The 25276-nt window shown below is 69.8% G+C and carries 23 protein-coding genes and 3 pseudogenes; 14 read left to right on the top strand and 12 right to left on the bottom strand.

From position 1 onward, the window contains the following. The first annotated feature begins 889 nt into the window (after positions 1-889). From lanL to AB5J51_RS38925, 4 genes are all read left to right on the top strand, one after another. The gene (lanL, locus tag AB5J51_RS38940; protein WP_369779975.1) at positions 890-3454 is read left to right on the top strand and encodes a class IV lanthionine synthetase LanL; all 2565 of its coding nucleotides are present in this window, start codon (positions 890-892) and stop codon (positions 3452-3454) included. 34 nt (positions 3455-3488) lie between these two features. Further along, positions 3489-3644, top strand: a complete 156-nt coding sequence (locus AB5J51_RS38935; protein WP_369779974.1) for a hypothetical protein — start codon at positions 3489-3491, stop codon at positions 3642-3644. 64 nt (positions 3645-3708) lie between these two features. Beyond that, on the top strand, positions 3709-4926 hold the full coding sequence (locus AB5J51_RS38930; protein WP_369779973.1) for a lanthionine synthetase C family protein: 1218 nt from the start codon (positions 3709-3711) through the stop codon (positions 4924-4926). Between the two features lie 341 nt (positions 4927-5267). Further along, positions 5268-5498, top strand: coding sequence for a hypothetical protein (locus AB5J51_RS38925; protein ID WP_369779972.1), 231 nt, complete (start codon positions 5268-5270; stop codon positions 5496-5498). Positions 5499-5706: 208 nt separating this feature from the next. Here the strand turns inward: AB5J51_RS38925 and AB5J51_RS38920 are convergent, their stop codons facing one another. From AB5J51_RS38920 to AB5J51_RS38910, 3 genes are all read right to left on the bottom strand, one after another. Next, on the bottom strand, positions 5707-5898 hold the full coding sequence (locus AB5J51_RS38920) for a hypothetical protein (protein WP_369780419.1): 192 nt from the start codon (positions 5896-5898) through the stop codon (positions 5707-5709). 126 nt (positions 5899-6024) lie between these two features. Continuing rightward, on the bottom strand, positions 6025-6465 hold the full coding sequence (locus AB5J51_RS38915; protein WP_369779971.1) for an SRPBCC family protein: 441 nt from the start codon (positions 6463-6465) through the stop codon (positions 6025-6027). Between the two features lie 78 nt (positions 6466-6543). After that, entirely contained in the window at positions 6544-7062 is a 519-nt protein-coding gene (locus AB5J51_RS38910) for a hypothetical protein (protein WP_369779970.1), read from the bottom strand. A 46-nt stretch (positions 7063-7108) separates the two neighbouring features. Here AB5J51_RS38910 and AB5J51_RS38905 point away from each other — a divergent pair. Continuing rightward, positions 7109-7985, top strand: a pseudogene (locus tag AB5J51_RS38905) (RHS repeat-associated core domain-containing protein); the annotation flags it as partial. A gap of 25 nt (positions 7986-8010) precedes the next feature. Further along, complete coding sequence (locus tag AB5J51_RS38900; protein WP_369779969.1) at positions 8011-8559, top strand: SMI1/KNR4 family protein; 549 nt, start codon at positions 8011-8013, stop codon at positions 8557-8559. A gap of 477 nt (positions 8560-9036) precedes the next feature. Here the strand turns inward: AB5J51_RS38900 and AB5J51_RS38895 are convergent, their stop codons facing one another. Continuing rightward, complete coding sequence (locus AB5J51_RS38895; RefSeq protein ID WP_369779968.1) at positions 9037-9498, bottom strand: lamin tail domain-containing protein; 462 nt, start codon at positions 9496-9498, stop codon at positions 9037-9039. Positions 9499-9931: 433 nt separating this feature from the next. Here AB5J51_RS38895 and AB5J51_RS38890 point away from each other — a divergent pair, with 433 nt between their 5' ends. Then, entirely contained in the window at positions 9932-11410 is a 1479-nt protein-coding gene (locus AB5J51_RS38890) for an alpha/beta hydrolase (RefSeq protein WP_369780397.1), read from the top strand. Positions 11411-11527: 117 nt separating this feature from the next. On the opposite strand, the gene AB5J51_RS38885 is transcribed toward AB5J51_RS38890, so the two are convergent. After that, positions 11528-11866, bottom strand: a complete 339-nt coding sequence (locus tag AB5J51_RS38885) for a transposase (RefSeq protein WP_369779967.1) — start codon at positions 11864-11866, stop codon at positions 11528-11530. A gap of 706 nt (positions 11867-12572) precedes the next feature. On the opposite strand from AB5J51_RS38885, the gene AB5J51_RS38880 reads away from it, so the two are divergent. Next, entirely contained in the window at positions 12573-13343 is a 771-nt protein-coding gene (locus AB5J51_RS38880; protein ID WP_369779966.1) for a hypothetical protein, read from the top strand. A gap of 135 nt (positions 13344-13478) precedes the next feature. Here AB5J51_RS38880 and AB5J51_RS38875 read toward each other — a convergent pair whose 3' ends face one another. Next, on the bottom strand, positions 13479-13844 hold the full coding sequence (locus AB5J51_RS38875) for a hypothetical protein (protein ID WP_369779965.1): 366 nt from the start codon (positions 13842-13844) through the stop codon (positions 13479-13481). Positions 13845-13856: 12 nt separating this feature from the next. Continuing rightward, positions 13857-14084, bottom strand: coding sequence for a hypothetical protein (locus AB5J51_RS38870; RefSeq protein WP_369779964.1), 228 nt, complete (start codon positions 14082-14084; stop codon positions 13857-13859). Here AB5J51_RS38870 and AB5J51_RS38865 point away from each other — a divergent pair. The 3 genes and pseudogenes from AB5J51_RS38865 to AB5J51_RS38855 all read left to right on the top strand — a co-directional run. Next, positions 14083-14328 (top strand): annotated as a pseudogene (locus AB5J51_RS38865) (polyprenyl synthetase family protein); the annotation flags it as partial. The gene AB5J51_RS38870 and the pseudogene AB5J51_RS38865 overlap by 2 nt on opposite strands. Before the next feature lie 136 nt (positions 14329-14464). Further along, complete coding sequence (locus AB5J51_RS38860; protein WP_369780396.1) at positions 14465-15007, top strand: polyprenyl synthetase family protein; 543 nt, start codon at positions 14465-14467, stop codon at positions 15005-15007. A gap of 219 nt (positions 15008-15226) precedes the next feature. After that, positions 15227-15647: pseudogene (locus AB5J51_RS38855) on the top strand (YjbQ family protein). A gap of 1528 nt (positions 15648-17175) precedes the next feature. On the opposite strand, the gene AB5J51_RS38850 reads toward AB5J51_RS38855, so the two are convergent. Beyond that, a complete protein-coding gene (locus AB5J51_RS38850; protein WP_369779963.1) occupies positions 17176-17352 on the bottom strand; it encodes a hypothetical protein in 177 nt (58 codons plus the stop codon). On the opposite strand from AB5J51_RS38850, the gene AB5J51_RS38845 reads away from it, so the two are divergent. Together AB5J51_RS38845 and AB5J51_RS38840 are read left to right on the top strand one after the other, a co-directional pair. After that, entirely contained in the window at positions 17351-18604 is a 1254-nt protein-coding gene (locus AB5J51_RS38845; RefSeq protein WP_369780395.1) for a protein-glutamine gamma-glutamyltransferase, read from the top strand. The two genes, AB5J51_RS38850 and AB5J51_RS38845, sit on opposite strands and share 2 nt — an antisense overlap. 851 nt (positions 18605-19455) lie before the next feature. Beyond that, complete coding sequence (locus AB5J51_RS38840) at positions 19456-19659, top strand: hypothetical protein (RefSeq protein ID WP_369779962.1); 204 nt, start codon at positions 19456-19458, stop codon at positions 19657-19659. Here the strand turns inward: AB5J51_RS38840 and AB5J51_RS38835 are convergent. Further along, the gene (locus AB5J51_RS38835) at positions 19604-20308 is read right to left on the bottom strand and encodes a transposase (RefSeq protein ID WP_369780394.1); all 705 of its coding nucleotides are present in this window, start codon (positions 20306-20308) and stop codon (positions 19604-19606) included. The genes AB5J51_RS38840 and AB5J51_RS38835 overlap by 56 nt on opposite strands. Before the next feature lie 487 nt (positions 20309-20795). Then, positions 20796-21398: a TetR/AcrR family transcriptional regulator gene (locus AB5J51_RS38830; RefSeq protein ID WP_136224202.1), complete on the bottom strand. Its 603-nt coding sequence runs from the start codon at positions 21396-21398 to the stop codon at positions 20796-20798. Positions 21399-21549: 151 nt separating this feature from the next. Here AB5J51_RS38830 and AB5J51_RS38825 point away from each other — a divergent pair, with 151 nt between their 5' ends. Next, on the top strand, positions 21550-22158 hold the full coding sequence (locus AB5J51_RS38825) for an ATP-binding protein (RefSeq protein WP_369779961.1): 609 nt from the start codon (positions 21550-21552) through the stop codon (positions 22156-22158). Between the two features lie 802 nt (positions 22159-22960). On the opposite strand, the gene AB5J51_RS38820 is transcribed toward AB5J51_RS38825, so the two are convergent. Further along, positions 22961-23461, bottom strand: coding sequence for a metallophosphoesterase (locus AB5J51_RS38820; protein WP_369779960.1), 501 nt, complete (start codon positions 23459-23461; stop codon positions 22961-22963). Between the two features lie 378 nt (positions 23462-23839). After that, positions 23840-25267, bottom strand: coding sequence for a lipase maturation factor family protein (locus AB5J51_RS38815; RefSeq protein WP_369779959.1), 1428 nt, complete (start codon positions 25265-25267; stop codon positions 23840-23842). Between the last annotated feature and the right edge of the window lie 9 nt (positions 25268-25276).

Raw genomic sequence — 25276 nt, 5'->3', positions numbered from 1 at the left:
GGCTAATCACTTTGCCTGTCAAGGCACCCCGGCTGGTGGGCTCTCGCATTCAACTGTCGCGGGTTCCCTTGGGAGCCCAGCCCGCTGGTGACCGGCTGTGCTCGCCAGCGGCGTATCGACTCCAGGCCCCGCCGCTTTCTCTGAGGAGGCGGCTGGTGGTCTTGTCGTGGTAGCCGAGGGCGTCCGCGACGACGGGGGCGGGAAGTTCGAGGAGTTTGCGGCCCCGTTGTTGCCGAACAGCCAGGTGCGGGCCGGGCCCGAGGCGTTGTACTGGTCATGCTCGTAGAGGCACAGATGCACGGCCGGACAGGCATCCATGCCCTGCGCGGTCTTTACCCGGATCTCCGGGGTCGGAGCGGGAGCGACGGCAGGGGCGGGGGCGGCGGTGCTGTGGCCCGCCAGGGCCAGGGGCAGAGCGGCCGCGGCGAGGACGCCCGCCAGCACGACACGGATCTTCATACCCGCCCTAACCGGACAGAGCCGGTCACGGATACGCCACGTCCGCAGACGCTGCACCGCGCGCAGGGCTGGCCAACCGTGCCACTCAGCCGCAAGACGTGTGTCTGAGTGCCTCAGTTGGCCAGTTCGGCCAACTGAGGCACTCAGACGGGTAGCGGCTATCGGCGTCAGTTCACCTTGGCGCAGACCGCACCGACGTCGAACGAGGTGTTGGCCTGGCCGGGCGTGCGCGCGGTAAGGCGTTAACAGAGTCGGAAGGCTCGTTCGGGTCGGTCGGAGGGTGTTTCACCGCATCGTGTGGATCATGTGTGTGTGCCTTGCGCAGGTGGGTAGCCGTTTTCCAACTGGGCTATACCCTCCGATGGTGACGGTGAGCTACCAGAGGATTACTCAAAGCGTCTTATCGCAGGCCCTCGTCCCGGGGTGGACAGTGCGCGACGGCGAGACCTGGTGCATGGTCACCCCGCCGCATCACACGCGCCGGGAGCAGGGCTGGAAGCTGCATCTGTCGGCGACCTTGCCGTCCTCGCCGCACGTTCTTGAGTGTGCGGCCCCGATCCTGGTTTCCCACGGGTGCGCCTTCAAGTTCGCGGTCTCGCCCGAGGTCACCGCGGATCTCACCTCCGCCCGGGCCCCGCGTGGCCAGTCGGGCAAGTTCCTGACCGCGTACCCGGGCGACGACGAGCAGTTGCGCACGCTCGCCGGACTGCTGCACGATGCCACGCTCGGCCTGGCCGGGCCCGCGATCCTCTCCGATCGGCGGTACCGGCCCGGCAGTCTCGTCCACTACCGCTACGGGGGCTTCGCGTCCTCGCGCCGCCTCAATGACGAGGGACTGTACGAGGGCGTGCTACGGGCCCCGGACGGGACGTTCGTGGCGGACGAGCGCAATCCGTGGTTCTCACCCCCGAGCTGGGCGCCGCTGCCGTTCGAGCCGCCCGTGCCCGCCGGGTCTGGGCGCCGTCGCGGCGAGCCGGTGGTCCTGGCCGGCCGCTACCGCGTCGAGGAAGCCGTTCGCCATTCCAACCGCGGCGGCGTCTACCGGGCGCGGGACGGGCACACCGGCGAAGAGGTGCTGATCAAGGAGGCCCGTCCGCACGTGGGCGCCGACGCGTCGGGCAGGGACGCCCGGCACTGGCTGCGGCACGAGGGCGACGTCCTGGCGCGGCTCGCACGGCAGGGCATCACCCCGGCGCTGCGCGAGATGTTCGAGGCCGGCGGGCACGTCTTCCTCGTCCAGGACCTGATCCCCGGAGCGAACCTGGCGCGGTGGTGTGCCGAGCGGCTGGCGCGCGACGGCGTTCCGATGCCGGCAGCCGTGGCCTGCAAGCTCGCCCGCGGCCTCATCCGGCTGGTCGCCGCGACGCACGCCGCCGGGTTCGTGCTGCGCGACCTCAAACCCGGCAACGTCATGGTCACCCCCGATGACATGCCGGTCCTGATCGACCTGGAATGCGCGATCCGCTTCGGCGAGCGCGCGCCCGTGGTGGGCACCGCCGGGTTCACCGCACCGGAGTACCTCGGCCACCGCGACCACAACGACAGGGCATCGCCGCCCGCGCCCGGCCCGGCGGTGGACTGCTACAGCCTGGGGGCCACTCTCCTGCACGTGGCGAGCGGTCTCATCCCCCAGCTCGCCGCGGATTCCCCCGACCGGCGCGGCGCCGGTGAGCGCGTCGCGGCACTCGTGGCCACCGCCGCCCCCGCCGCGCCCGCGCTGCGCGCCCTCGCCCCCCTCGTCCTGGGCCTGACCGCAGACCTCCCAGCCCGCTGGACGATCGAGGACGCGGCCGCCTTCCTGCGCCAGGATCCCGGCGTCGCCGCTCCCGTGGCCGCCGGCCCCACGCTGACCCGCGACAGCCGCAGGCGGCTCATCGACGACGGCCTGGCGCACCTGGCCGCGACCATCACTCCAGGCGGCGAACACCTGTGGCCACGCCCCCGCTCGGCACCCCCCGGCGACCCGTGCGCCGTCCAACTGGGCGCGGCCGGGGTACTGTCCGTCCTCGACCGTGCCGTGCGCTGCGGCGAGCACAGCGCCGAGCCCACCCTGCGCGCCGCAGCCCGGTGGCTCGAGCGCCGGCTGGCGCAACCCGAGCGGGTCCTGCCCGGGCTGTACTTCGGCCGCTCCGGCACTGTCTGGGCGCTGCACGACGCTGCCCGCACGCTCGGCGACGACGCCCTGTCCGACTCGGCGAGCCGATACGCGCTGCGTATCCCGCTCGACGGAACCAACCCCGACGTCTGCCATGGGCTTGCCGGGGCCGGCCTGGCACAACTGCACCTGTGGCACGCCACCGGCGAGACCCGCTTCGCCGAGCGAGCCTCCCACTGCGCGGACCGGATCCTTCGCCTGACCGGCGCCGGTGGGGCCCGCCGCGGGGAGGCGTTCGCGTCCCTGCCGTACGGATTCGCGCACGGCACAGCCGGGAAGGCCGCCTTCCTGCTGGCCGCCGGCCGTGCCCTGGACCGCGCCGACCTCGTCGAGGCAGCCACCGGCGCCGGGCACGTCCTGTGCGCGGCCGCCCGCGTGAGCGGCGAGGCCGCCGACTGGCCCAAGGGGCCTGGAGAGAGCGAACGCACCGCCCTGAACTTCTGGTGCCACGGCGCCTCCGGCATCGGGACCTTCCTGATCCGGCTGTGGCGCGCCACCGGCGAGGCCCGGTTTCGCGAATACGCAGAACGGGCCGCGCACGCCGTCCACCGCGACCGCGCTCGGGTGGGTCCGAGCACCTGCCACGGGGCGGCCGGCAACGGCGAACTCCTGCTCGATGCAGCCGACGCCACCGGCGAGAGCCGCTACCGCGCGTGGGCGGCGCAGACCGGCGCCTGCCTGCACGCCCGCGCCACCGTGCGCGAGGGGCGGCTGCTGGTCCCCGACGACACGCTGCGCGAGGTCAGTGCCGCCTACAACGTCGGCCTGGCCGGCGTCCTGGATTTCCTGCTGCGACTCGAACACGGCGGGAACCGCTCCTGGCTGGTCGACACCGACTGACCGCCGGGCACCACAAGGAAAGGGAGACACCACCATGGACACCCACGTCCTCGAACTCCAGGAACTGCCCGAAACCGACGAGCAGACGCTGGAACCGATGATGTGCTGCGACACCGACTTCACCTCGGGCCAGTGCACCGACTCGGGCCCCCGCTGTCAGGACGTTGCGCCTGACCCCGCGCAGGCGTAGGACGACGCGGTGTGCGGCCGTCCCCGGGCGGCCGCACACCGCTCCCGAGCAGCGGAGAGACTCGTTGGAGCAATGGAACGCGGTGCTGCCCCCCGGTATCGCCGCCGCGGCCCTGGACCTGGTTGCCGCCCTGGCTGGCCGACCGCGCCCGGCCCCCACGTGCGTGCGGCCCGATCTTGACGGCGGCGGACCCGGACTCGCCCTGGCCTACCACCAACTCGACCTGAGCCTGCCCGGAGGCGGCTGGGACGTCCCGGCTCTCGGCTACCTCGCCGCCTCGGCCGCCGGAGCCGAACGCCTGCCAAGCTCCTTCCCGGGCCTGTTCGGCGGCCTGGCCGGCCTCGCCTTCACCGCCTGGACCCTCACCCGAGACCCGGACCTGCTCCCCGCTGTCCACGACACCATCCTGCGGGAGGCCACCGCACGGGCCCGAGCCCTCGAAGACCACCTCCACGGCGTGCCCGTGCGCACCTTCGACGTCGTCTCCGGACTCACCGGCACCGGCGCCTACCTGCTGTGCCGCCACCACGAACCGGCGACCCGCCGCGCCCTGCGAGCCGTACTTTGCGCCCTGGTGACCCTGTGCGGCGAACACACCGGAACACCCCACTGGCACACCCCCGCCGCAGAGATCCGAAACACCACGACACGCCAGGGCTTCCCCCACGGCCTCCTCGACTGCGGCCTGGCACACGGCGTCGCCGGCCCACTCGCCCTGCTGGCCCTCGCTCTCGGCGCCGGCATCGTGGTCGCCGGGCAGACAGAGACCGTCACCCGCACCGCGCACTGGCTCGCAGCCCAACGCCTCGACGACGAACACGGACCCCACTGGCTCGGACAGATCGCCCCACCCGGACACCCCACCGCGACCGGCCCCCGGGTGATCCCCTCCTCCTGGTGCTACGGCACCCCTGGCATCGCCAGGTCCCTGTGGCTCGCCGCCACCGCACTCAACGACCCCGCCTTGCGCAGCCTCGCCGTCCAGGCCCTCAAGGCCGTCCACCACCGCACCGCAGCACAACGCTCCCGCCCCAGCGCTGCAGGCCTGTGCCACGGACTCGCAGGCCTCCTTCACATCACCACCCGCCTCGCCCACGACACCAAAGACCCCGAACTCGCCCACGCCGCCGCCGAACTCAGCGAAAACCTCCTAGCATCCCACGCTTCCGTGACGACCGCCGGGCCCGGATTCCTCGACGGCGCCTCCGGCGTCACCCTCGCACTCCTGGCCGCCGCGACCGACACACCACCAGCCTGGGACAGAGCCCTCCTCCTGGCATAAGGCGCCGCCGTGCCCTCCCCTGGAGAAGACAGCGAGCAGCCGGCAGCTGCCCCGACCACCCCTCCGCCGATCGCAGCCCCTCCTGCCCCCTCGGCATCCGGCTCGTGGAAGCGGCCCACCGTCGCCGTCGCGGCCGTGATCCTGCTGGTCGCCGTGGGGGTAGCCGCGAAGGGGTGGTCAGGGTCGAGCGAGCAGGGCGGTCAGGCCAGGCCTTCCTCCCGCACGGCGGCACGGGCCGCGGGAACAGCCGCTGCCCAGTCCCGTGAGGCGCTGGGGGCAGACGGCCACTGTTCTCCTCCAGAAGCGTTCCGTCCGGTGTTCAGCTCCGCCCTTGCGCGAAGGTGGAGCACGACAAGGTGGCCTTCGCCCTCAGGGTCGACAATCCCACGGGCTCCGCCGCCGACGTCACGGTCAAGGTGGGCGGCTCCTGGGCAGGAGCGGCCCACGACTGCGATCCGGGCCCCGGCACCACCCACATCACCGTCGAACCGGGCACGACGTTCACCACGGAACCGGCTCACTGCGAGATCGCGCGCCAGAGCGCCCCACTGGTCTATCAGGCGGAGGCGTAGTACATCGCAGCGGGCGACGGGCAGGAGTGGATCGGCCACGTCTTCTCACCCCCCGCCAACGTCTACGCGGACCGGGGAACCCTGTGGCGGTACGGCGGCGACGTCCGCCGGCGTCTTGGCCCTGCCCGGTCTGTGACGCGCCCAGGGGCATGAAGTGCCTGAACGACGACAACTATGCGCCCCGGTCACCGGTCATCCCGCCGTCACCCTAGGTGTCGGCCTTGAGGCTCTCGACGAACGAGTGGAAGTCATCGGCCAGGAAGAGCTCCGAGTCGGTCTCGAACCACGCGACCGAGGGCTCGCCATCCCGCCCGCAGGTCCGATAGTCAAGCCCGATCCAGCAGTGTCCGTCGCCGCCGAGCAGCACGACGGGTGCCAGCAGACCCCACTCCTCGACCATGTACGGGCTGCAACCGCCGGGGCGGCAGCGGGGTGTCCCTGACGGGCGCGCACGCCCCGATCCACCACGACACGGCGACCCGGCAGGCGCGGCGCATCGGCTCGGTCGCCTGAGAGCCGTCGTCGTTCAGGCCTTCCTGAGCAGCTGGGTCGCCGCGCGGCCGAACATGAGGCGGGCCGTCCGGTTCAGGACGCTGTCGAAGAGGCGGGGCAGGAAGCGGATACGCAGTTCCTCCCGCCACACCACCCGGCTGCGGCCCCCCGGCCCTGGCCGGACCTCGATCTCCGCCCAACCCAGGACGACCCGGCCGCGCTTTTCCAACCGGCACAGGCCAGGCTCGTCACCCGCCGGCGGCCGCCAGACCGTCACCTCCATGACGTCGTCGACGGTCACCGGTCCGACGCCCGACCGGGCCACGAAACGCGTTCCCTCGTGGGTCGGCGGCGCGGTGAGCACCTCGATCCTGGTCAGCGGGACCACGTCGGCGTGGCGGGGCCATTCCGTCAGCCTGCGCCACGCCTCCGCGGGGGCGAGCGGGGACGAGCGTTCGAGGGAAAAGGTGGGCACGGCACGAGCGTAGGGAATCGGCGCCGTCCACTGCGTAACGACGGGAAGCAAAGCGATCCCGGACAGTCCGGCCCGGTCTCACTCTTGCTCGGGGTGCTGCAGCCCGAGGGAGCCGGCGCGGCGGCCGCCCTCATGGAAATCGAACGACGAGATGGTGCCCGTCGGGCAGTACATGGCCAACTCCGGCACACGAGCACGAAGAACGGACTCGGTAAGAACGAGGACACCGCCACGACCCGGGCCGCGCAGCTCGCCGCGATCGACCAGGACTGGAACTGCCCCTGGCCCCTGGACTGGCAGCGCCACCACCGCGTCCTGGCAGACCTGGTCGACGCCGACGGCCAGCTGCCCGACATCGCACCCGGCGTGCTGATGGACGGCGACGACACCGGCAAGTGGCTCCAGCAACAGAAGCAGCCGACCGCCTGGGCCCGGCTGACCCGGCAGTGGAGCGACGACCACGCCGCCTTCCAGGCCCGCGACCTGTCCGGCCGCGACTTCGTCTACGTGTGGGCCGACGGCGTGCACCCCAAGGTCCGCCTCGGCCAGGCGCACTCGTGCGTGCTGGTCCGGCTCGGTGCGGATGGACGGCACCAAGGAGCATTCACGGACCACCCGCCGCCCCGGCAGCCCGGACGAACTCAGCATCACCTGGGACCACGACGGATGTACCGCGCTCACACAGGTCGAGAGCAAGTCCGCCGTCGACGCCCCACAGGACATCATCGACCAGCTTCTTCGCCATCATCACCGACCAGATCCGCACCCCCACCCGAACTCGTCGACGAAACCGGCCGCATAACCTGGCGCAGCCGCAGCACCCTATGGGGCAAAACGGTCTGGAACAGGGATGCCACCGCGCACACACCCCTGCGCTTCCCCGGCCAGTACTTCGATGCCGAGACACAGCTGCACCACAACTACTTCCGCACCTACGACCCGGAAACCGCCCGCTACCTCACGCTCGACCCTCTGGGCCTGGACGCGGACCCCAACCCCGTCGCCTACGTCGCCAACCCCCTCACCGACTACGACCCCCTGGGCCTCACACCGTGCAAGGAGGCGGACCCGACCTGGGGCGGACGCGTACGCTTCAGCACCGGACCGGGCGGCCGCGCTGGCACCATGAGAGCCACCATCGAACCAGGAATGACCGGCGGCACAACCAGGCCACCGAAAACCATCCTCGGTTACGTAAAGGGCCAGAAGCTCAACAAGACCCATCTGCTCGGAGCACAGATTGGCGGCTCCAACAAGGACCTGCGCAACTTCGTCACCATGCACCGACACGCCAACTCGCCAGTGATGAAGAAGATCGAGGACCAGATCCGTGCCGCAGTCGACGCCGGCGAGACGATCGAGTACACAGTCACACCCGTCTACGGGAGTGACCGTGCTACCGACGTCATCCCCAAGGGCCTCATGGTCCACGCCCGCGGAAACCGGGGATACCAGTTCACGCCCTACGAGGGCGGAAGCCCGGCCACCACATCACTATCCTTAACGTCCCCAAATACTGACCGGCCGGCTTTCAGGAGCATCGCCATGCACCCCGACGTGGAAGCCCTTGTTCAGCTCGTCCCGCCGCAGCAGGAAGCAACCCCCCGTGACTGGGCAGCGGTCCACAGCCGCCTCGGCCATGACCTGCCCGAGGACTACCGCCAACTCGTCGACACCTACGGCGGGGGCTTGTTCGACGAGGCGATCTGGATCCTGGAACCCGACTGCGCGGACAAGGAATACGATCTCTTCGCCATGGTCCAGGAGCGTGCCGAAGTACTCGAGCGGCTGTGGGAGGGGGACCGCGGCGAGCCCAACCCCGCACAGCTCACGGAACCCGGCACGAGCCTCGTGCCGTTCGCGCACATCGAGGGCACAGGCGCCTTCCTGTACTGGCTCACCCGGGACGATCAGGACCCGGCTGACTGGACGGTCATGGTCGATGCCGGTCGGGGACCGGAATGGGAGCACTACCCTGTCTCCTGCGTGCGGTTCGTCAAGGCAGCCCTGACCGGTGAGATCCGCAACAACATGTTCGACGAGCTCCTCCCCACCGACAACCACATGTTCGAACCGACCAGCGACTTCCTCTAACGACCTTGGGAGCGATTGAAATCGAGGCGTGCTGGCCTGATGGGTCGGCTGGTGGATGATCAGCAGTCGGCCCGCCGGGCGAGCACCAGTTCGGTGCCGGTGTTGCGGCGGGTTGCCCGCCGGGGCGGAGCGGTCGGAGACCAAGCCGGCGATCGCGAGGTGGGGCTCGACGTAGGTCTCGCGGCGGCCGGTGAACCGCTGCAGTGAGCGCCACTGCTTGAACTCGCCATTGGTGTGCTCCACGCAGATCCGGCGGGAGGACTGACGGCGCCGCTGCTCGCACCAGGCGTGGTGGTCGCCCAGTGCCGCGTCGCCCTTCGGCTTCTTTGGTGGGGCAGCCCGAGGCAAGTGCGCGCTGTCTGAAGGGGCCTTGCCAGGATCCTGGCAGGGCCCTTCACGCGGCAGCCGGCGGGCAGCACGCTTCGGGCTCGGTCGGTGGCAGTTCACAGTCCCTGGTGGGGTGGCTGCCGGTGGGGGTTAGCGGCGGTGGTTTTCGTGGTGTCCGCGGCAGCCCCAGGCTTCGGTATCGATGAGGTTGCCGCGGTTGTCGCGGAGGGTGGCGGTGTCGCGCTCGTCCCAGATCTGGTGACGGCGGTGCTGGTAGACGTCGTGGCGGGTGTCGCGGCCCTGGCCGGTGTGGACCTTGACGCTGGAGCGGCCGTCCAGACGGAGGTGGTAGCGGTTGCCCTGCTGGTCGGTAAGGGTGAAGCCGTCAAGGTCGACGCTGCGGCGGCCGGTGTTCTCCACCTCGACCCATTCGGTGTTCAGGGCGCGGTTGCCGCGGCCGCGACTGTCGTGCTGGACCTCGCCGATGACGATCGAGGGGTTCCGGCCGCGGTGGTGGCGCCGCTCGTCGTCGTGGGCGGCGGCCGGCATCGCGGCGGCGCCGATCAGGGCGCCGGTAGCCAGTACAGGTACCTCGGGGCGAAGACTCCCCACAGCGCGATGGCGCCGGCGGGCACGCACAGGCGTAGCCAGCGCGGGTACGTGACCGGCTGCGCCAACGGCCGTAGGAGCCGACGGAATCGGGTGGGACGGCTGGAGTCGGGCACCTGGTCATCCTGCCAGTGGGACGAGCGCGGAGCCTCCCCCATATGGGGGAGAGCGAACCCACCGATGGGGGAGGTCGCGGGGCCTTCTCCACTGCCAAGGTGGCTTCGTCCTCAGCATCGATGGCCATGACCTCACGAAGGGCCGCGGTGGCATCCGGGTGGCGGACCGGCTCACCGTCACCGTGCGGCTCGGCCCGGGACACGACCCCGGCACCGAGTTTCCCGGCGCAGGCCACGGCCCCCGATGGTGACCGGCCGCGCAAGCTCGTGCGCATTCGTGCGAACGGTCCACCGTCAACACCTCTACCTTGGAGACAATGATGAAGCACAGACTCGCCGTGGTACTGGGCGTCCTTTCGCTCAGCGCGACATGCCTCGCCGTCGCCGGTCCAGCGTCAGCGACAACGCTCTCCTGGAATCCGTGTGCTCAGCCCGACGGCCCCGCCGACCAGCAGTGCGCTGATCTGTCCGTCCCCATGGACTACCGGAAGCCGGACGGCGCCCACCTCACCCTGCGCGTCACCCGCCTGGTCAGCGACCGCCCGGCCGCCCGGCGCGGCACCCTGCTGGTCGTCCCGGGCGGCCCGGGCGGATCCGGCGTCGACGCGCTCGCCTACACAGGACCGGCGCTGCGCAAGGCCTTGGACGGCGCCTACGATCTGGTCAGCCTCGACCCGCGCGGGGTGGGTGGCTCCACGGGCGTCGGCTGCGGGCTGAGCGCGGACGACCGGGACGTGATGAACCTCCGCAGTTGGCCTGGTCCCGGTGGCGATATCAGCGACAGCGTCGCCCGCGCCCATCGCATCGCTGACGCCTGCGCCCGCAACGGCGGTGCCGTGGTACGCAGTTACTCCACGGCGAACGAGGTGCGCGACATTGAGCGCTTCCGCCAGGCCCTCGGTACCGCGAAGCTGTCGATGTACGGGGTGTCGTACGGCACGTATGTGACCGCCGCCTACGCTCAGGAGCACCCCGAGGACACCGAACGGGTGGTGCTCGACAGCACCGGCGATCCCGACCCGGCGCGAGTGGAACGCGGTTGGCTCGCCAACACGGCGGCCGGCGCCGACGAGCGGTTCCCCGACTTCGCCCGCTGGGCCACCGACCCTGCTCGCGACCGCGACGGGCTACGGCTGGCCCAACGCATCAGTGAGGTGCGGCCGTTGGTGCTGTCCCTTGCCGACAGACTGGACCGCACGCCCCGCGCGACCACCACGCCGGACAAGCCGCTCACCGGCAACATCCTGCGCCAGGCCGTCCAGCAGGCGCTCACGTACAGCGATGTCGACTTCCCCTGGCTGGCCCAACTGATCAAGGCGGCCGAAGACCCCCACGCCACACTTGCCCTGCCCCCCGGATACGCCACGCCGATGCCGGACCGCGACGCCGCCGTGTTCACGGCGACGCAATGCAACGACGTGAGCTGGCCCCACGACGTTCGCGGCTACGCCCACGCCGTGGCCACCGACCGCATCCGGCGCCCGCTCACCGCAGGACAGCCGGTGAACATCACCCCCTGCGCCTTCTGGCACACCGAGCCGACCGACAAGCCGGTCCGCATCACCTCGGACGGGCCGTCCAACATTCTGATGCTGCAGAACCTCCGGGACCCGGTCACGCCCTACTTCGGTGCCCTGCGCATGCGGGCCGCCCTCGGCGACCGAGCCCGCCTGGTCACCGTCGACCGCGGCGGCCATGGCTCCTACCACGCCGACGGCAATGCCTGCGGTGACCGGGCGGTGACGGGGTTCCTCCTGACCGGGCATCGCCCGTCGGCCGATCTACGGTGCACGACGTAGCTGCGACCCGGGCCAGAAGCGTTCCGGCGACTCGAGGACGACCCGACCCAACCCGACCTCGCGGAGCGCATGGCACACCTCGCGGAAGGAGGCCGTAGGCAGTCCTCAGACGCCGCCTCACCAAATGAAACGACGTCTCACTGATCTTTTCGTAAGTTCGGTGGGTGTGGTGGGTGGATGGTGAGTCCGGTGTGGGCGAGGAAGGACCATGGCAGTTGTGGGTTGTGGTTGATTGCGGTGGATGCCTTGTTCGGTGGCGTCGGCGACCTCTGCGAGGTGGTCGCCGGCGAGGTTGGCGAGTTCACGTTTCTTGAGTGAGGACCACAGCAGCTCCACCGGGTTCAGCTCGGGAGCGTAGGCGGGTAATCGCTCGAGGGTGAGCCAGTCCTGGTCGGCGACCCAGGCGCGCATCGCCCGGCTCCAGTGGGCGGACAGGCCGTCCCAGACCAGCACCACCCGCTCGCCGCGGTAGAACCCTGAACCGGTCGAACGACTCCTCAGCGGTCTCCCAGTCTGGTTCGGTATCTGCTGCTTGCGGGACCCCGACCCGGACCGTAGCCGTGACGAGGAGCAGACACCGGTCCACTCCAGCCGCGGCCGGGTCCAGGGCGGCCACCGCGGCGGCGAACATGGCAGGCTGGTACACCGCGTAGCGTTTCGCCTGGATGCGGATGCGCTCACCGTCCACAGTCACCCCACGGATGTCGATGCCATGCTGCTTCTCGCCCCGGCCGCCAAACCGCTCAACGAGTGCCCCCGGGAACAGTCCAAACCTTGCGGGCAGTTCTGAGCCACGCCGGGAAATCGTCCACGCACCACAAGCTACGTGCACTCGGCGTCAAAGTCATCGGCAGGCACATACTGTCTGCGCATGACCAGGAGCACGCCAGCCAGACCGATATCCGTGGAGGCGGTGTTCCCGGAGCCGGCCGCTCATCGGGGCCGGACCACGCGGCTGCACGAACCTGCTGCGACGTGAGCGTGGACTCGACTGTCTGCCATGACCTGCCCGGCGGTCGAGCAGGCCCGGAAACCGATGCCACTTGTGATCACGGCCCGGCCCGACCAGGAACCACTCACCCCGTCCGCCCGTCATGTACACGGGGGTTACCAGAGACTCAACACCCTTTACACTCTTCACGATCGAGGTCCGAGGAGATCCATGGCCGACACCGTCAACTCACTGGCCGCCCGTGTTCACGAACTGCTGGTGGAGGTCATGACCAACGGTCCCGCCGCGGTGGGCACCGCGGGCTTCCACGACGTCGTCGCGCGCGCCACGGCGCTCGGCCCCGACGGCACGTGGCTCGTCGCCGCGGGCCACGCGAGCCTCGGCGTCCTGGCCGTCCTGCACGGAGAGGCGGACCGGGCCATCTTCCACCTCGACGCGGCGGTGGCAGCCGGTTTCAACGACTGCGTGGCGCTCCACGTCGCCCCCATACGTCCGCTGCACGACGATCCCCGCTTCCGGGCCCTGTATCAGCGGATGCGCATCACCCAGGCCGACCTCGACGAGTTCTTCTGGCTGCACCAGGAAATGCAGCTCATGTCGCAGGACGCCCAGACAGCGGCCGTCGACAACATCGGCCGCCTCGACACCGGGGTGTCGCCGCTCCCGCAGGCCCCCATGCCGACCCGCGAACCGAACACCCCCGGCGTCCTGATCACCCGCATCGATCTCGCCGCGACCCAGACCGCGCTCCAACAGGCCGCCTTGAAGGCGGAGTTCCAGCGCAGCTCCGGCAATACCAGCCTCAGTCTCATCGACGACTCGTGGGACTACGACCGCGCCAGGCGCGACGCCTGGCACGCCGACGAGCTGGATTCCCAGCGCCTGCGGGCCGCCGAAGCCCGGGCTTTCATCGAACGCCCCGGCGCCGGCACCACACTCATCCCCTGCCCGCCGCTGGGCTCGATCACCTACCCGGGCTGAGGAGAAGCCTCACCGGCACAGTGGCCGGTGAGGCTTCTCCCCCGGCTCCCGTCCGCCATTTCGCGCGAGGCTGGTGAGAACCGGCTCAGAGACCGCGACGCCCCCGCCGGCCGGCGGGGGCGCGATGGCAGGTACTCAGGCTTGGGTGAGCCAGCCCTCTTCAAGACCGCCCAGAACAAACCCGTTCTCGAAGCGCACCCTGTATCTGATCTGAGCGCCGACTCCGGCGTCGAACCCTCCGGCCCGGATGAGCTGCTGACGGAGGTTGTCGATCACGCCGGCCGTGTAGCCATCGAACTGGACGCCGCGGATTCGCCGTTCGAATTCCGCGAGCCCGTCCTGGGCCACGCCGCCCGCTTCCTTTGCCGAGCCCGTGACAATGCCCTCCAAGCCTTCGGCCAGGCACAGCGGACCGGGGAAGCCAATCCTGGCCGCCGTGTCGTTCGCGGTGACCTGAACATCCCTGGTCAGCTTGACCTTCGCGCCGGTCTCGTACGGCATGGGTGTACCCCCTCATTCGATCTCGGCCGTGACCATGGCAAGCGTAATCGGGATGCCATGGAAGGAATGGGTGTCCGGCGAGATCAGGAGCCCCACGGCTTTCCAGGCCGGGCCCTTCGTATCGGCCTCGGCCTGCAACTGCTCGAAGATCCGCTCCCAGGTCAGGTCCGGCTTCTTGCCTACCGGCAGCAACGGCTCCAACCGCTCCCGCTCGCCATTCGTCAGATGGCTACGACGCATGGGCGGTCAGCTGTCGTTGCGGGGCGGCAAGCGGCTGCGTCCGGCCCTCGTCTACGAGGCGGCGCGGCTGGTGACCGACGAGGAGGTTCCCGGCCTGGACGAGGCCGCGCTCAGCCTGGAACTCCTGCAGATGCATGGGCTCGTCCACGACGACATCATCGACGACAGCCCCGAAAGGCCCGGCGGTCCCTCCACCTACTACGCGTACCGGCAGGAGTTCCCGCACGACGAGCGCACCGCCTCGGCGCTGGCCATCCTCGCGGGCGACCTCGCCGCGTTCCTGTCCGTACGCGTCCTGCTCGACGGCGCCGCGTCGGACGAGGTGAAGCAGGCCATGTTCAGGGTCCAGGGACACCGGCGCCCAGACCGTCGCCGGGCAGATCATCGACCTGGAACGGGATTCCAGTCCGCTGCCGGACGAGGAACTGCTCCATTGCGTCACCGAGTTCAAGTCCACCCGGTACTCGATCCTTGCGCCCCTTCGCCTGGGCCTGCTGGCTGCGGGCGCCGACCTCGCCGCCGACGACGAACGGCTGCTCCGCTATGCCACCGCGCTCGGCATCGCCGGCCAGATGCGCAACGACTACCTCGACCTCTCCGGGGAAGGGGGTGCCGGCCCGGGCTCCGACATCCGTGCGGGGCGGCGCGCGTACGCCGTGCGGGCCGTACTGGCCGCCACGGACGGCGCCGAGCGGGCGGTGGTGGAGAAGGCGCTCGGCGACGTCGACTGCCCCCGGGAGTCCGTCGACCACATCCGCGACCGCGCCCGGCGCCACGGCATCGACGCCCGGATACGCGCCGACATCCGGCGCCACGCGCAGACCGCCACCGCCGAAGCCGCCGCAGGGACGCCCCACTGGCGTACGGAAGCCGTCTCCTTCTTCACACACCTGCCCCACGTGGTCGCCCACACGGTGCAGTGAATCGCTCCGGGCTCCGTCCGGCGCCGCGGCGCCTCCCCCCGGCGGTCCATCGTGATCCCTCCCGGGGAGGCGCTGCGCACGCCGGAATCGGGCGTGTCGGAAGGTTCTGTTCGGGAGGCTCTGTGGCCCGGTGTCCGGGGCAAGGGGTGGCGGGCGAGCGGCCTCGCGCAATGCCGCGCGCCTGGCGGCCGACCGCCGGCCGCGCGCGAGGATGGAGGGATGACAGACCACTTCACCACCCGGACCATCGACGTCACCACCGGCTCCGCCGAGGCCGTCCACGATTTGACCGCCGCTTGCGCCCGCTTCCTCCGCGACGTCGCCCGCGGGCGCGACGGGCTCCTCAACGTATTCACCCCGCGCGACGGCCGGGCTCGCCGTCATCGAGACGGGCGCCGGCAGCGACGACGACCTTCTGGACGCCCTGCGCACGCTGCTCCCCCGCCGACGACCGCTGGCCCACCGGCACGGCTCCCCCGGCCACGGCCGCGACCACGTGCTCCCGGCGCTCGTGCCGCCGTACGCCACGCTTCCGGTCGTCGGGGGCGAACTCGCGCTGGGAACCTGGCAGTCGGTCGTCCTGGTGGACACCAACGGGGACAACCCGCAGCCCACCGTACGGCTGTCCTTCCTCGGCTGAGGACCCAGTGCCGTGCGGCGGCTCCCCGGCGCCTCAGGGGCGCCGGGGAGCCGGAGCCGGAGCCGTCACCGCCGGCGGTCGCGTACGGCGCTGGGCGTCGGTGTTCGGGGTGAGGGCGTCCCCGGGCCTTGACCCCGGATTTTGAACACCTCTATGCGGCTTGGGCCGAGGCGGGAGGGCCGGCGTCGGGTGTTGTATCGGGTCAGCCATCGGAAGGCGTCGAGCCTGGCCTCGCGCTTGCTGGACCAGCCTTTGCGGCCTTTGAGCGTTTCCCTCTTGAAGGCGGCGTTGTCCGCGCGGGACCCGACCGCCCCCATGCTCTGCCGGACCCCCGCTGACCTGCAGATTTCGGCGAAGGCCGGGCGGGACCGGCGGGACCGGTCGGACCAGGGTTGCCCGGGCAGCCCGGCCTACTGCCGGCCCCGCAACGCCCGCCACCGACACCGCCGGCAAAGCAGCGTCCGGACCAGTACCTACTCCTGCCAAGCCCGGGTCCCGTGCTTCCTGATCCACCGGCCGAACACACCAACCCCCGCTGGACCGTGATCAGAACTCACGCAACTGAGACAGCGTCACCCCACGTGCGATAAAGCCCGGGAACAGCGAGCCCATGCACATCCCTCACCCCCAAGTCGGTGACCCCACCCGCTGAAAACAGCCTGCTACCAGCAATAACGTCCCAAAGCCCACTGTCTCTCACCCCATCACCCCAAAACCAAGAGATCACAACCAGCCGTTGCACAGAAGGCGAGGGCGAATGACAGCCCGGGGTCGGGCAGCAGCGGAAAGTGGCGAAGATCTTGCGGTCCTTCCGGCGGGCGTTCGTCCGGTTGAGACCCGGAGGGTGTGGACCGGGGCCTCCGCATGCGGTTCGCCGCCGCCGCTGCACGAAACGCTCCGGCCCGGCTGACAGCGCCGTCGTGCACCACCCCTCAGGACTCCCGAGGTCATTGCTACCGGTCTCGCCGCGGACCGTACGCCACGGGCAGGAGAACGCTGCCGCTACATGTCCCAATGCCGGACTCGCCCGCCTTGATGACCGAATACCGCCCTATGAGACAGCGTGGCCGATTTTGAAGCCGCGGTGTTGTCGGGGAGTTGGCACCGGGCCATGATCGCTTCTCGTACAACCCGACTACCCACCAGGGAGCCGAGATGTGATGGCAAACCCCCTTCCACGGGATGGGGCTGGACGGCCTGCGGGCCGCCTTCCGGTACCTGCAACCCGGGGCCACCGTGCATGGTTCCGGTTCCTGAACAAGGGACGTTTCTGAAACTCCCCTGCAAAGCCACTCAGAGGAACTCCGGGGGCTTTTCGTTCTCGGCCCCCGCACAGTCGGTTCTCAGCTTCTCCCGCACTACAACATCCGCGTAGGCGCGGCCGTTCACGCCGAGTGGGTCCGCCTGGCAGCACGGCTTCATGTATGGCGCCCCGTACGCCGGACTCCGCTACTGCGCCGACGCAGACCACGCGGTCCGACACGCGTCGTCATCACCTGATGCCGCCGACCCGGCCCGAACGGGGTGGTCAGAGCCAGCTCTGACCACGACAATCCCCGGTCGGCCGAACAAGACATGGCCATCCGCCCGTCAACTGCCGACGGCGCACGGCCATGACCTGATCGCAGCTCGCCGCGTTCTCCTCCACCGTGCCGCTCTCTCGCATGCCCTGCATTCCACCATCAAAGGAGTTCTTGATCTTCATGTACAAACGCTCGGGATTTCTCGCCCTCACCACGGTGGGCGTAGTGCTGTGCACCGCTGGTCTCACGCCATCGGTCAGCCAGGCAGCCGGCAGCGCCGACGGCGATAAGGGGTCCTACGCCGAAAAGCACGGCCTGACAATGGATGACATCGGGCACATCAACGCACTGAACGAGAAGGCTCTGAATCTGGGTCAGCCCGGCAAGTCATCGGAAGGGTCACTGCCGAGTGCCGCCGAGTCCCTCAGTGCCTCCGCATCGGCTGGCGACAGGGTGACCCCTCCCGCCGAGCCGCTCGACAGCATGCCTGACGCGTACCGGGCCCACGGAGACAGGGCCACTACCGGCATCAGCAACTACATACGCAAGTGGCAGCAGGCCTACAGCCACCGCGACGGCAAACCTCAGCAGATGACCGAAGAGCAGCGAGAGCAGCTGTCCTACGGGTGCGTCGGCGTCACCTGGGTCAATTCAGGCCCCTACCCGACGAACAAGCTGGCCTTCGCGTCCTTTGACGAGGACAAGTACAAGAAGGCTCTGGAGACCACCGGCCCACGGCCGGGCGAGACGCGGGCCGAGTTCGAAGGGCGCATCGCCAAGCAGAGCTTCGACGAGACAAAGGGGTTCAACCGGGCTCGTGATGTGGCATCCGTCATGAACAAGGCCCTGGAGAACACCCACGACGAGGGGGCCTATCTCAGCTACCTCAAGGCAGAGCTCACGAAAAACAACGACGCTCTGTCCAAAGAAGATATCCGTTCGAACTTTTACACAGCCCTGAGGAACACACCGGCCTTCAAGGACAGGAACGGGGGCAACTACGACCCGTCCAAGATGAAGGCGGTCATCTACTCGAAGCACTTCTGGAGCGGACAGGACCCCAGGAACCCCTCCGACAAGAGGAAGTACGGCGACCCGGACGCCTTCCGCCCCGCCCAGAACACAGGCCTGGTCGACATGTCGAAGGACAGGAACACCTCGCGTAGCCCCGCCAAGCCCGGCGAGAGCTACGTCAACTTCGACTACGGCTGGTTCGGGGACCAGAAAGAAGCAAACCCCGACAACACCATATGGACCCACGCCAACCACTACCACTCGCCCGGCGGCGCCATGGGGCCCATGCAGGTATACGAGAGCAAGTTCCGCAGCTGGTCCAGCGGCTACACGGACTTCGACCGCGGAACCTACATCATCACCTTCATACCCAAGAGCTGGAACACCGCCCCCGCCAAGGTGAAGCAGGGCTGGCCGTAACACCCCGCCCCTCACCACGAACACGCCCTCCGCGCAACTGCCCAGCCCACCACGTGCCACATGCGGAGCGGGGCAACCCTTCGATCACCCACACCCCCCAGTTCGCGGCCCGATGACCACCGCCCCGACCGGGTGCTGCCCATCACCCTCAGGGCTCCGCTATGAGCACTGAACACTCGGACAGGCAGTCCTCCGCATCGTCGACAAGGACCAGGTGGAGCCCGTCGAGGAACAGGACCGGCGTATCCCGCCTCCCCTTTTGCCACTCACGACAGGGGAGGCGGCCGGTACCTTCGCGGGGATGACGGTCGCATCGCGGGCCGGAAGCCGGCGGCTACCACGACCCGGGCGGACACCGAACTGCCCCACCGTATGGCCGTCTCCCCGCCAGAAACCAGCGGGAGACGGCCATACGGCGGTTGGCGATGTAGCCGAACCGCTCACATGACTCTTCGCACACCTCAGGACCTTGCGGCCACCCTCTCGTCCCCGGACAACGGAACGCTGTCTCGTTACCCGGGTGGCGGCGCACGGACCGGCCGCGCGTCACGGAAGACAGCTGATGCGCAGGTAACGTTGCGCCAATGCCCTGACCGCGTGGCCGTACTCGGCATAGACGTTCAGCCGCCGCTTGCGCCGTGCCTGATCCGGTCGTTTCGGGGCTGGCTGCCCGCCGCTCGCCCCGCCGACCACGGCCGCGTCACTCGTCCCTGACCGGGCGGGCTCGCTCCAGGGGCGTCCCCCCACGGACGGGCGCCACCCGACCGGCCCGTCGCCTTGTCCGGTGCGGTGCCGCGTGGCACCGTCGGAAAGGCCTCAGCCCCCAGCACTAACGACAGAGGAGGCCGCGCATGGCCGACGACCTGGCCGCGGACACCATCCGGAAACTGGAAGACGCCATGGCGTCCCGCTCCCTGCCGGAACACACCACCGAACTGCTTCGCGTCTCCCTCGGCCAGGCCAGGGCGGCGAAGTCGGCCGGTCACGACCAGGAGGCGATTACCATCGCCGCCCAGGCCCTCCAGATTGCGGAGACCTCGTCCACGGACCGGTAGCGGCACGCCCCGGCCCCGGCCCCCGGCGCCAGCTGGGGACCAGGGCCGGGAGCCGAGCCGGTGGGACCGTCAGCAGTGGCCGACGCTGGTCTGGCCGGCCGACCAGCGATGAGTGGCCGGTGCCGGCTATGAAGCCATCGAGGGTGTGGCTGCGGTCCAATTGCAGCCGGCAGTGTTCAGGCGGAGCTTCCGCCGGCGGCGGACCCGTCGTCGTTCCTCCCGCTCGGGGGCCGCTTCGGCCTCGTGTCTGCTTTGCTCTTCGGGCCTGCCCCCTCTGGCGGGCCTTCTCCTCTTCGGCGGCGGTCTTCTCCAGGGCGGTGAGGACCTCCTTGCCCAGGTGCATCCCGGCGGCGTCGTGGTGGGCGCGTGTGGTGGTGGAGTCGATGCCGACCCGGTACAGGTCCACCTCGCGCCGCTTCGCCGCCTCCGCGATCAGGTCCTCCAACAGGGCTTGGAACTCTTCGGCGTCACGCCACTGGCGGGAGCGATTGGAGACGGTTGACCAGGCACCGAACTCGCTCGACATCTCCCGCCGCTGCACGCCGGTCCGGAACCGCCAGATCATGCCCTCGAACTGCTGCCGCAGGGTCTTGGGGTAATACGGGCCGTACTCGCCGATCGGCAGGTGCGGCTCAATGAACTCCCACACCTCGTCAGTCAGTTGAGCGCGCGTCACGTACGACGGTCTACCGGGCCAGGGCCCGCGCAGCCGCAGATTCGCCGGGCCCCCGCACCCCAGACGGGGCACCCACCCCGGAGGCTGCGGTGCTCATCGACAGGAATCCAGGGCCGCCGGCCAAAGATCGATCAGGATGGTGGCATCGAGGACGTGACACTCCTCATCCTGGAATGGCCGGGTGAGCAGGGTGTGAACGCCATGTGGCGCGCTCACCCATCGCTCCCAGCCCCTCGACACCGAGCCACGCACCCCGGCCGGACTCACTCTGCTTTTCACCGGGCCGCAGCTCCTGAGCGCTCTCACCCAGGAAGATCTGTCCTCGGCCGATCATGAGGGCGATCCCAGCCTGCTGCGCCGCCCGCTCTTCCTGACCACCAGCCGGGAGCGGGTCTTCCCCGTCGTCACCCCCCTGACAGCCAGCCCGCCCGCCCCGTTCCGGACCACCGCGCACAGCCCGTTAGTCGAGGGGGTGCCAGCCGGGTTCGAGGCGGTCGAGGAGGGTTTCGAAAGTTGTTGTGGCGCGGTCCCAGTCGCCGTCGGCAAGGGGTGCATGCAGCAGCCCCAGTAGGGAGTCGACCAGGAGCGCGGCCTCGGCATCTGCCCTGTCATCAGGCATGCCCAGGCCCGTGAACGCGCAGACCAGAACGTGTCTCCATTCGGTGAGGAGGCTGCGCATCACCGGGCCGTACCGGTCGGGGTTGAGCACGCTCGCGGTCATGACCTCGAAGGTGACCGGCAGGATGTCCCGCCGTTCGGGCGGCGTGGTGAACTGGCGCCAGACTTCCTCCAGCATCGCCCGCATGCCTGCCGGGTCCGTCGGTGCGCCCGCGACGTCGAGGGCCCGGCGCAGGACCAGCAGCGGGCGCCCCTCGTCACGGTCCAGTGCCTGGGCCACCAGCTGCTCCTTGCTGCCGAAGTAGTACAAGAGCATGCGGTCGCTGGTCCCGAGCGCCTTGGCAAGCGGGCGCAGGGAGAGGTCCGCCAGTCCGTTTTCGACCACGTAGGCGCGGACCTGCCTCAGCAGGTGGTCTCGTTTCGCCTGGTCAGCCGTACGCGCCATGTCACTCCGCAACCCCGATGCCCGATATGCGAGGTATTTACTGTAATGGGCGCTACATGTATATTTGAATGTAGCAAGTGCTACACGTATCGGCTGGGAGTCGCCACACGGCGCGCCACCAGCTGACCCAACCCGGAAGGAATGATCACGCATGGCCGGCCGGCAGCCCGACCACGCAGAGGCACGGCGCAGCGGACCTCAGAAGACCCGGACTCCGAGGCGCGGATGCCTGCGCTCGCACGCGGTTCACGGCGCGCCGTACCAGAACCTCACCCGCCCGGCATGGGCCGCGCGGCAGATGGCCATGTGGGGGCGTGTCCTGAACCCGCCCAGCGCGAGGCTCGACCGCGCCGTCACCCGGAACACGTCCTGGCCCGTTGTGCGCGCCCCGGAATCGGTCGGCTGTACGCGGCGCCGCCTGACAGCCCAGCTGACCGCGTGGGGCCTCGAGGAGCTGGTCGACACGACTCAGCTCGTGGCCAGCGAGCTCATCACCAATGCGCTGCGACACACCCGCGGTCCCATCGGCGTCCGCGTGCACGTGCACGGCGGCCTCCTGCGGTGCGAAGTGGAGGACGCCGACCCGAACGGCCCGACCCGCCGGACCGCCCCCGCCGACGCCGAAAACGGACGCGGCATCGAACTCGTCGACGCCCTCGCCCACAACTGGGGTAGCCACCGCACCCTCACCGGCAAGACGACATGGTTCGAACTGCCCCTCCCCCACCAAAGCCGAGCCGCCACGGTGGCCGTGCGGTAGGGCGGTAGGGCGGTAGGGCCCCACCCTCGAGGTCCACCTCCGCGAAGGATCCGATGGCGCCCGCCCGTACGGGGAGCACGGTGTCGGCGAGGTAGCCCTGGGGGGAGCAGTGGCCGCCGGCATCACCCCGGCGCTCCGCAGTGCATCGCCCGGCCGACCAGGGCGGAGCATCGGTCTGGTGGGCGAGCGCCCAATCTCGCACTGCGACCACGGTTGGCCGTGAAGCAACGGCGGTCTGTGCGATCCCGCCCGCCGGCTACGAGCTCCTTGAACTTCCGCCGGCCGAGCTGGCCTAGGGTACGGCCCGGACACTGGGCTGCCCCAGCGGGGGGACTCCCCGGGGGAGGCGGCACGGCTTCCACACGGCGTCGGTGATGAGCTCGCGCCCCGAGGTCGTAGACGGAACCGTGTGGTGGTCCGCCAGCGTCCGTGAAGCCTCCCGCGCCACCGCGACAAGCAGCCTCACCGTCGCCTGCGCCCACCTGGCGTGACCCGTACTCGGCTCTGCCCCCTCCCCGCGGCAGGGCCGAGTACCAAGACCGGGCGGCGACCGGCCCGCCATCGTCCGGCTCCCCGTCCCGGTCGGACTGGGACTCCCCCAAACGCAGGTGGCGAAGCAACGGGCCCCGCCCCTTGTAGACCGTGCGGCGTGGTGGCTCCTTACACCGGCGGCGACATCCTCTTCGGCCGCTCCCTCGTCGGCACGTCCTCGCGGAGCGCTGCGGGCGGGGAGCCCGGTTCGTGGTGCAGCCGGCCACCGGCCCGCTGCCGCCGGCGTACGACGCCCTCCCTGTGGGCGAGGTCAGTGCCGCGGGGGCAGGGGGTGGAGCGTCACGTCGTACACCCTCCCGTCCGCAACGGTCAGCGTCATGAACGAGCAGAAGGGCTGGCGCCTGCGGTCCGTGGGCGAGCCCGGGTTGAGCAGGCGCAGTCTCTCCGCAGTGGTGTCCCATGGGATGTGGCTGTGGCCGAACACCAGGACGTCCACCCCTGGGAACCGTGCGGCGCAGCGCCGCTCCCGTCCGGCGGACGCTCCCGTTTCGTGCACGACCCCGAAGCGCACTCCTTCCAGCTCGGCGTAGGCGACCTCGGGGAGTCTGCGACACAGTCCCGGGCCGTCATTGTTGCCGTACACGCCGATCAGCCGGCGAGACCTGGACTCCAACAGGTCGAGCGTGGCCTCGTCGACCCAGTCCCCGGCGTGGATGACGGTGTCGGCCTCGTCGACGGCCGCCAGTAGGGCTTCCGGGAGTGACCTGGCGCGGGTGGGGAGGTGGGTGTCCGAGGTCAGCAGGAGCCGCATGCATTCCACGATAGGGGCTGCGCGGCGAGCCCCTCGGCGGATGCGGCCGTAGCGCGCCGCCGCACGGACCCCGGGAGTCACCCGCGGCGCACGGTCAGGCTCGGTGCGCAGGGTTCGTCCAGTCCCATGGCGTCGGCCGGCCGCGCCAGACACGGCGGGTGCATCAGCTCGCAATACCCATCGCAAGAGACCCACCGCTCATCACATCACGGCACAGTACCGTCGGAAAGCTGACGGCTCGCTCACCGGACAGCGGCCGCGCAAACCCCTCGCTCCCTCCTCTTTTCCCGCCCGGGGCTTGCGGCTTTCGGCTCGCCCTGTCCCGTGGAGCCGTTGATGGCGACGCGCCCGTCCGGCAGCCAGGGGCGGGAGGAGGCTTCAGTCCGCCTTGGCGACGGGAGGGACGTATTCCCCCACCAAGGTGCGGTGCCACCAGGCGTGGGTCTGCCGCAGTTCGTGGCGGTCGGTGAAGCGGTAGCGGTAGAGACGGGCGCGCAGGAATGTGGGCGGGGAGGACGGGAAGGGATTGTGGCGCAGCAGCTTGAGGACGGTGGGGTCGTTGTCGAGCAGCTTGACGAGGAAGGCCGTGAACCAGGGCCCGGCGTAAGCGGGTGAGATGGCCGCGAACCACATCATCCAGTCGAGCCGCAGGTGGTAGGGGGCCACCTGTGGGGGCATTCGGCGTACGTCACCGGGTTTGCCCTTGAATCCGTATGCCCGCCACACCGTGTCGTCGGTGATCTCCGGTTCGTCGGTGCCTTCGAGCACCACCTCGTAGCGCGTGCGCCCGATGGTGCCGAAGGCTCCGTAGGTGTTCATCAGGTGGAAGGGGTTGAAGGAGTAGTTCATCACCTGGTGGCGGGAGAGCAGGTTGCGCACCGGCCAGTAGCTGAGCAGCACCATGAGCCCGGCGACGGCGAGCACCGTGATCTCGTACCAGGTCGGCGGGGCGGCAAAGGAGGGCGGTTGGGGCAGGCCCAGCACGTCTGCGGCCCGTACGCCGTCGATCGCGGTCACGGCGAGCAGGATGGTCAGCCAGTTGAGCCACGCGAAGTTTCCCGACGCCACGAGCCAGAGCTGTGTGACGACGATGAAGCCGGCGACCACGCTCGCGATCGGCTGTGGCGCGAACAGCATCACCGGAGCGACGAGCTGCGCCACGTGGCTGGCCGCGACCTCGACCCGGTGCAGCGGCCGCGGCAGGCGGTGGAAGTACCAGGTCAAGGGGCCGGGCATCGGCTGGGTCTCGTGGTGGTAGTACAGGCAGGTCAGGTCGCGCCAGCACGGGTCGTGACGCAGCTTGATCAGTCCGGCGCCGAACTCCAGTCGGAACAGGAGCCAGCGCAGGAGGAACAGCACCAGGACCGGGGGCGGTACATCCTCGTTCCCGAGGAAGATCGCCAGGAAGCCCGCTTCGAGCAGCAGCGACTCCCACATGAAGCCGAACCACGTCTGACCGACGTTGACGACGGAGAGGTAGAGAACCCACGGCACTGCCCACATCAGCATCGACGCCCACAGCGGTACCCGGTCGGCCGCGCCCACGGCGAGGGCCACGGAGAGCACCGTGCCCGTCCAGGCGGTGAGCGCGAAGAAGCGGTCGGAGTAGTGGAGCTGGAAGATGCTGGGCGACCTCCGGAAGGGAACGGACGCGACGAAACGAGGGACCGGCAGCAAACCGCGCTCACCGATGAGCGCCCGGAATTGATTGGCGGTGCTCAGGAAGGCGATGAAATAGAGCACGGCCAGACCTCGCTGGAACACGAGTCTGCTCAGCCAGTAATCACCGTCCGCGAACCACTCCACGACTCCTCC

Source organism: Streptomyces sp. R33, assembly GCF_041200175.1.
GTDB lineage: Bacteria > Actinomycetota > Actinomycetes > Streptomycetales > Streptomycetaceae > Streptomyces > Streptomyces katrae_B.
The sequence above is the reverse complement of the archived record's forward strand: the minus strand, read 5'-3'. Positions and strand labels throughout refer to the sequence as shown.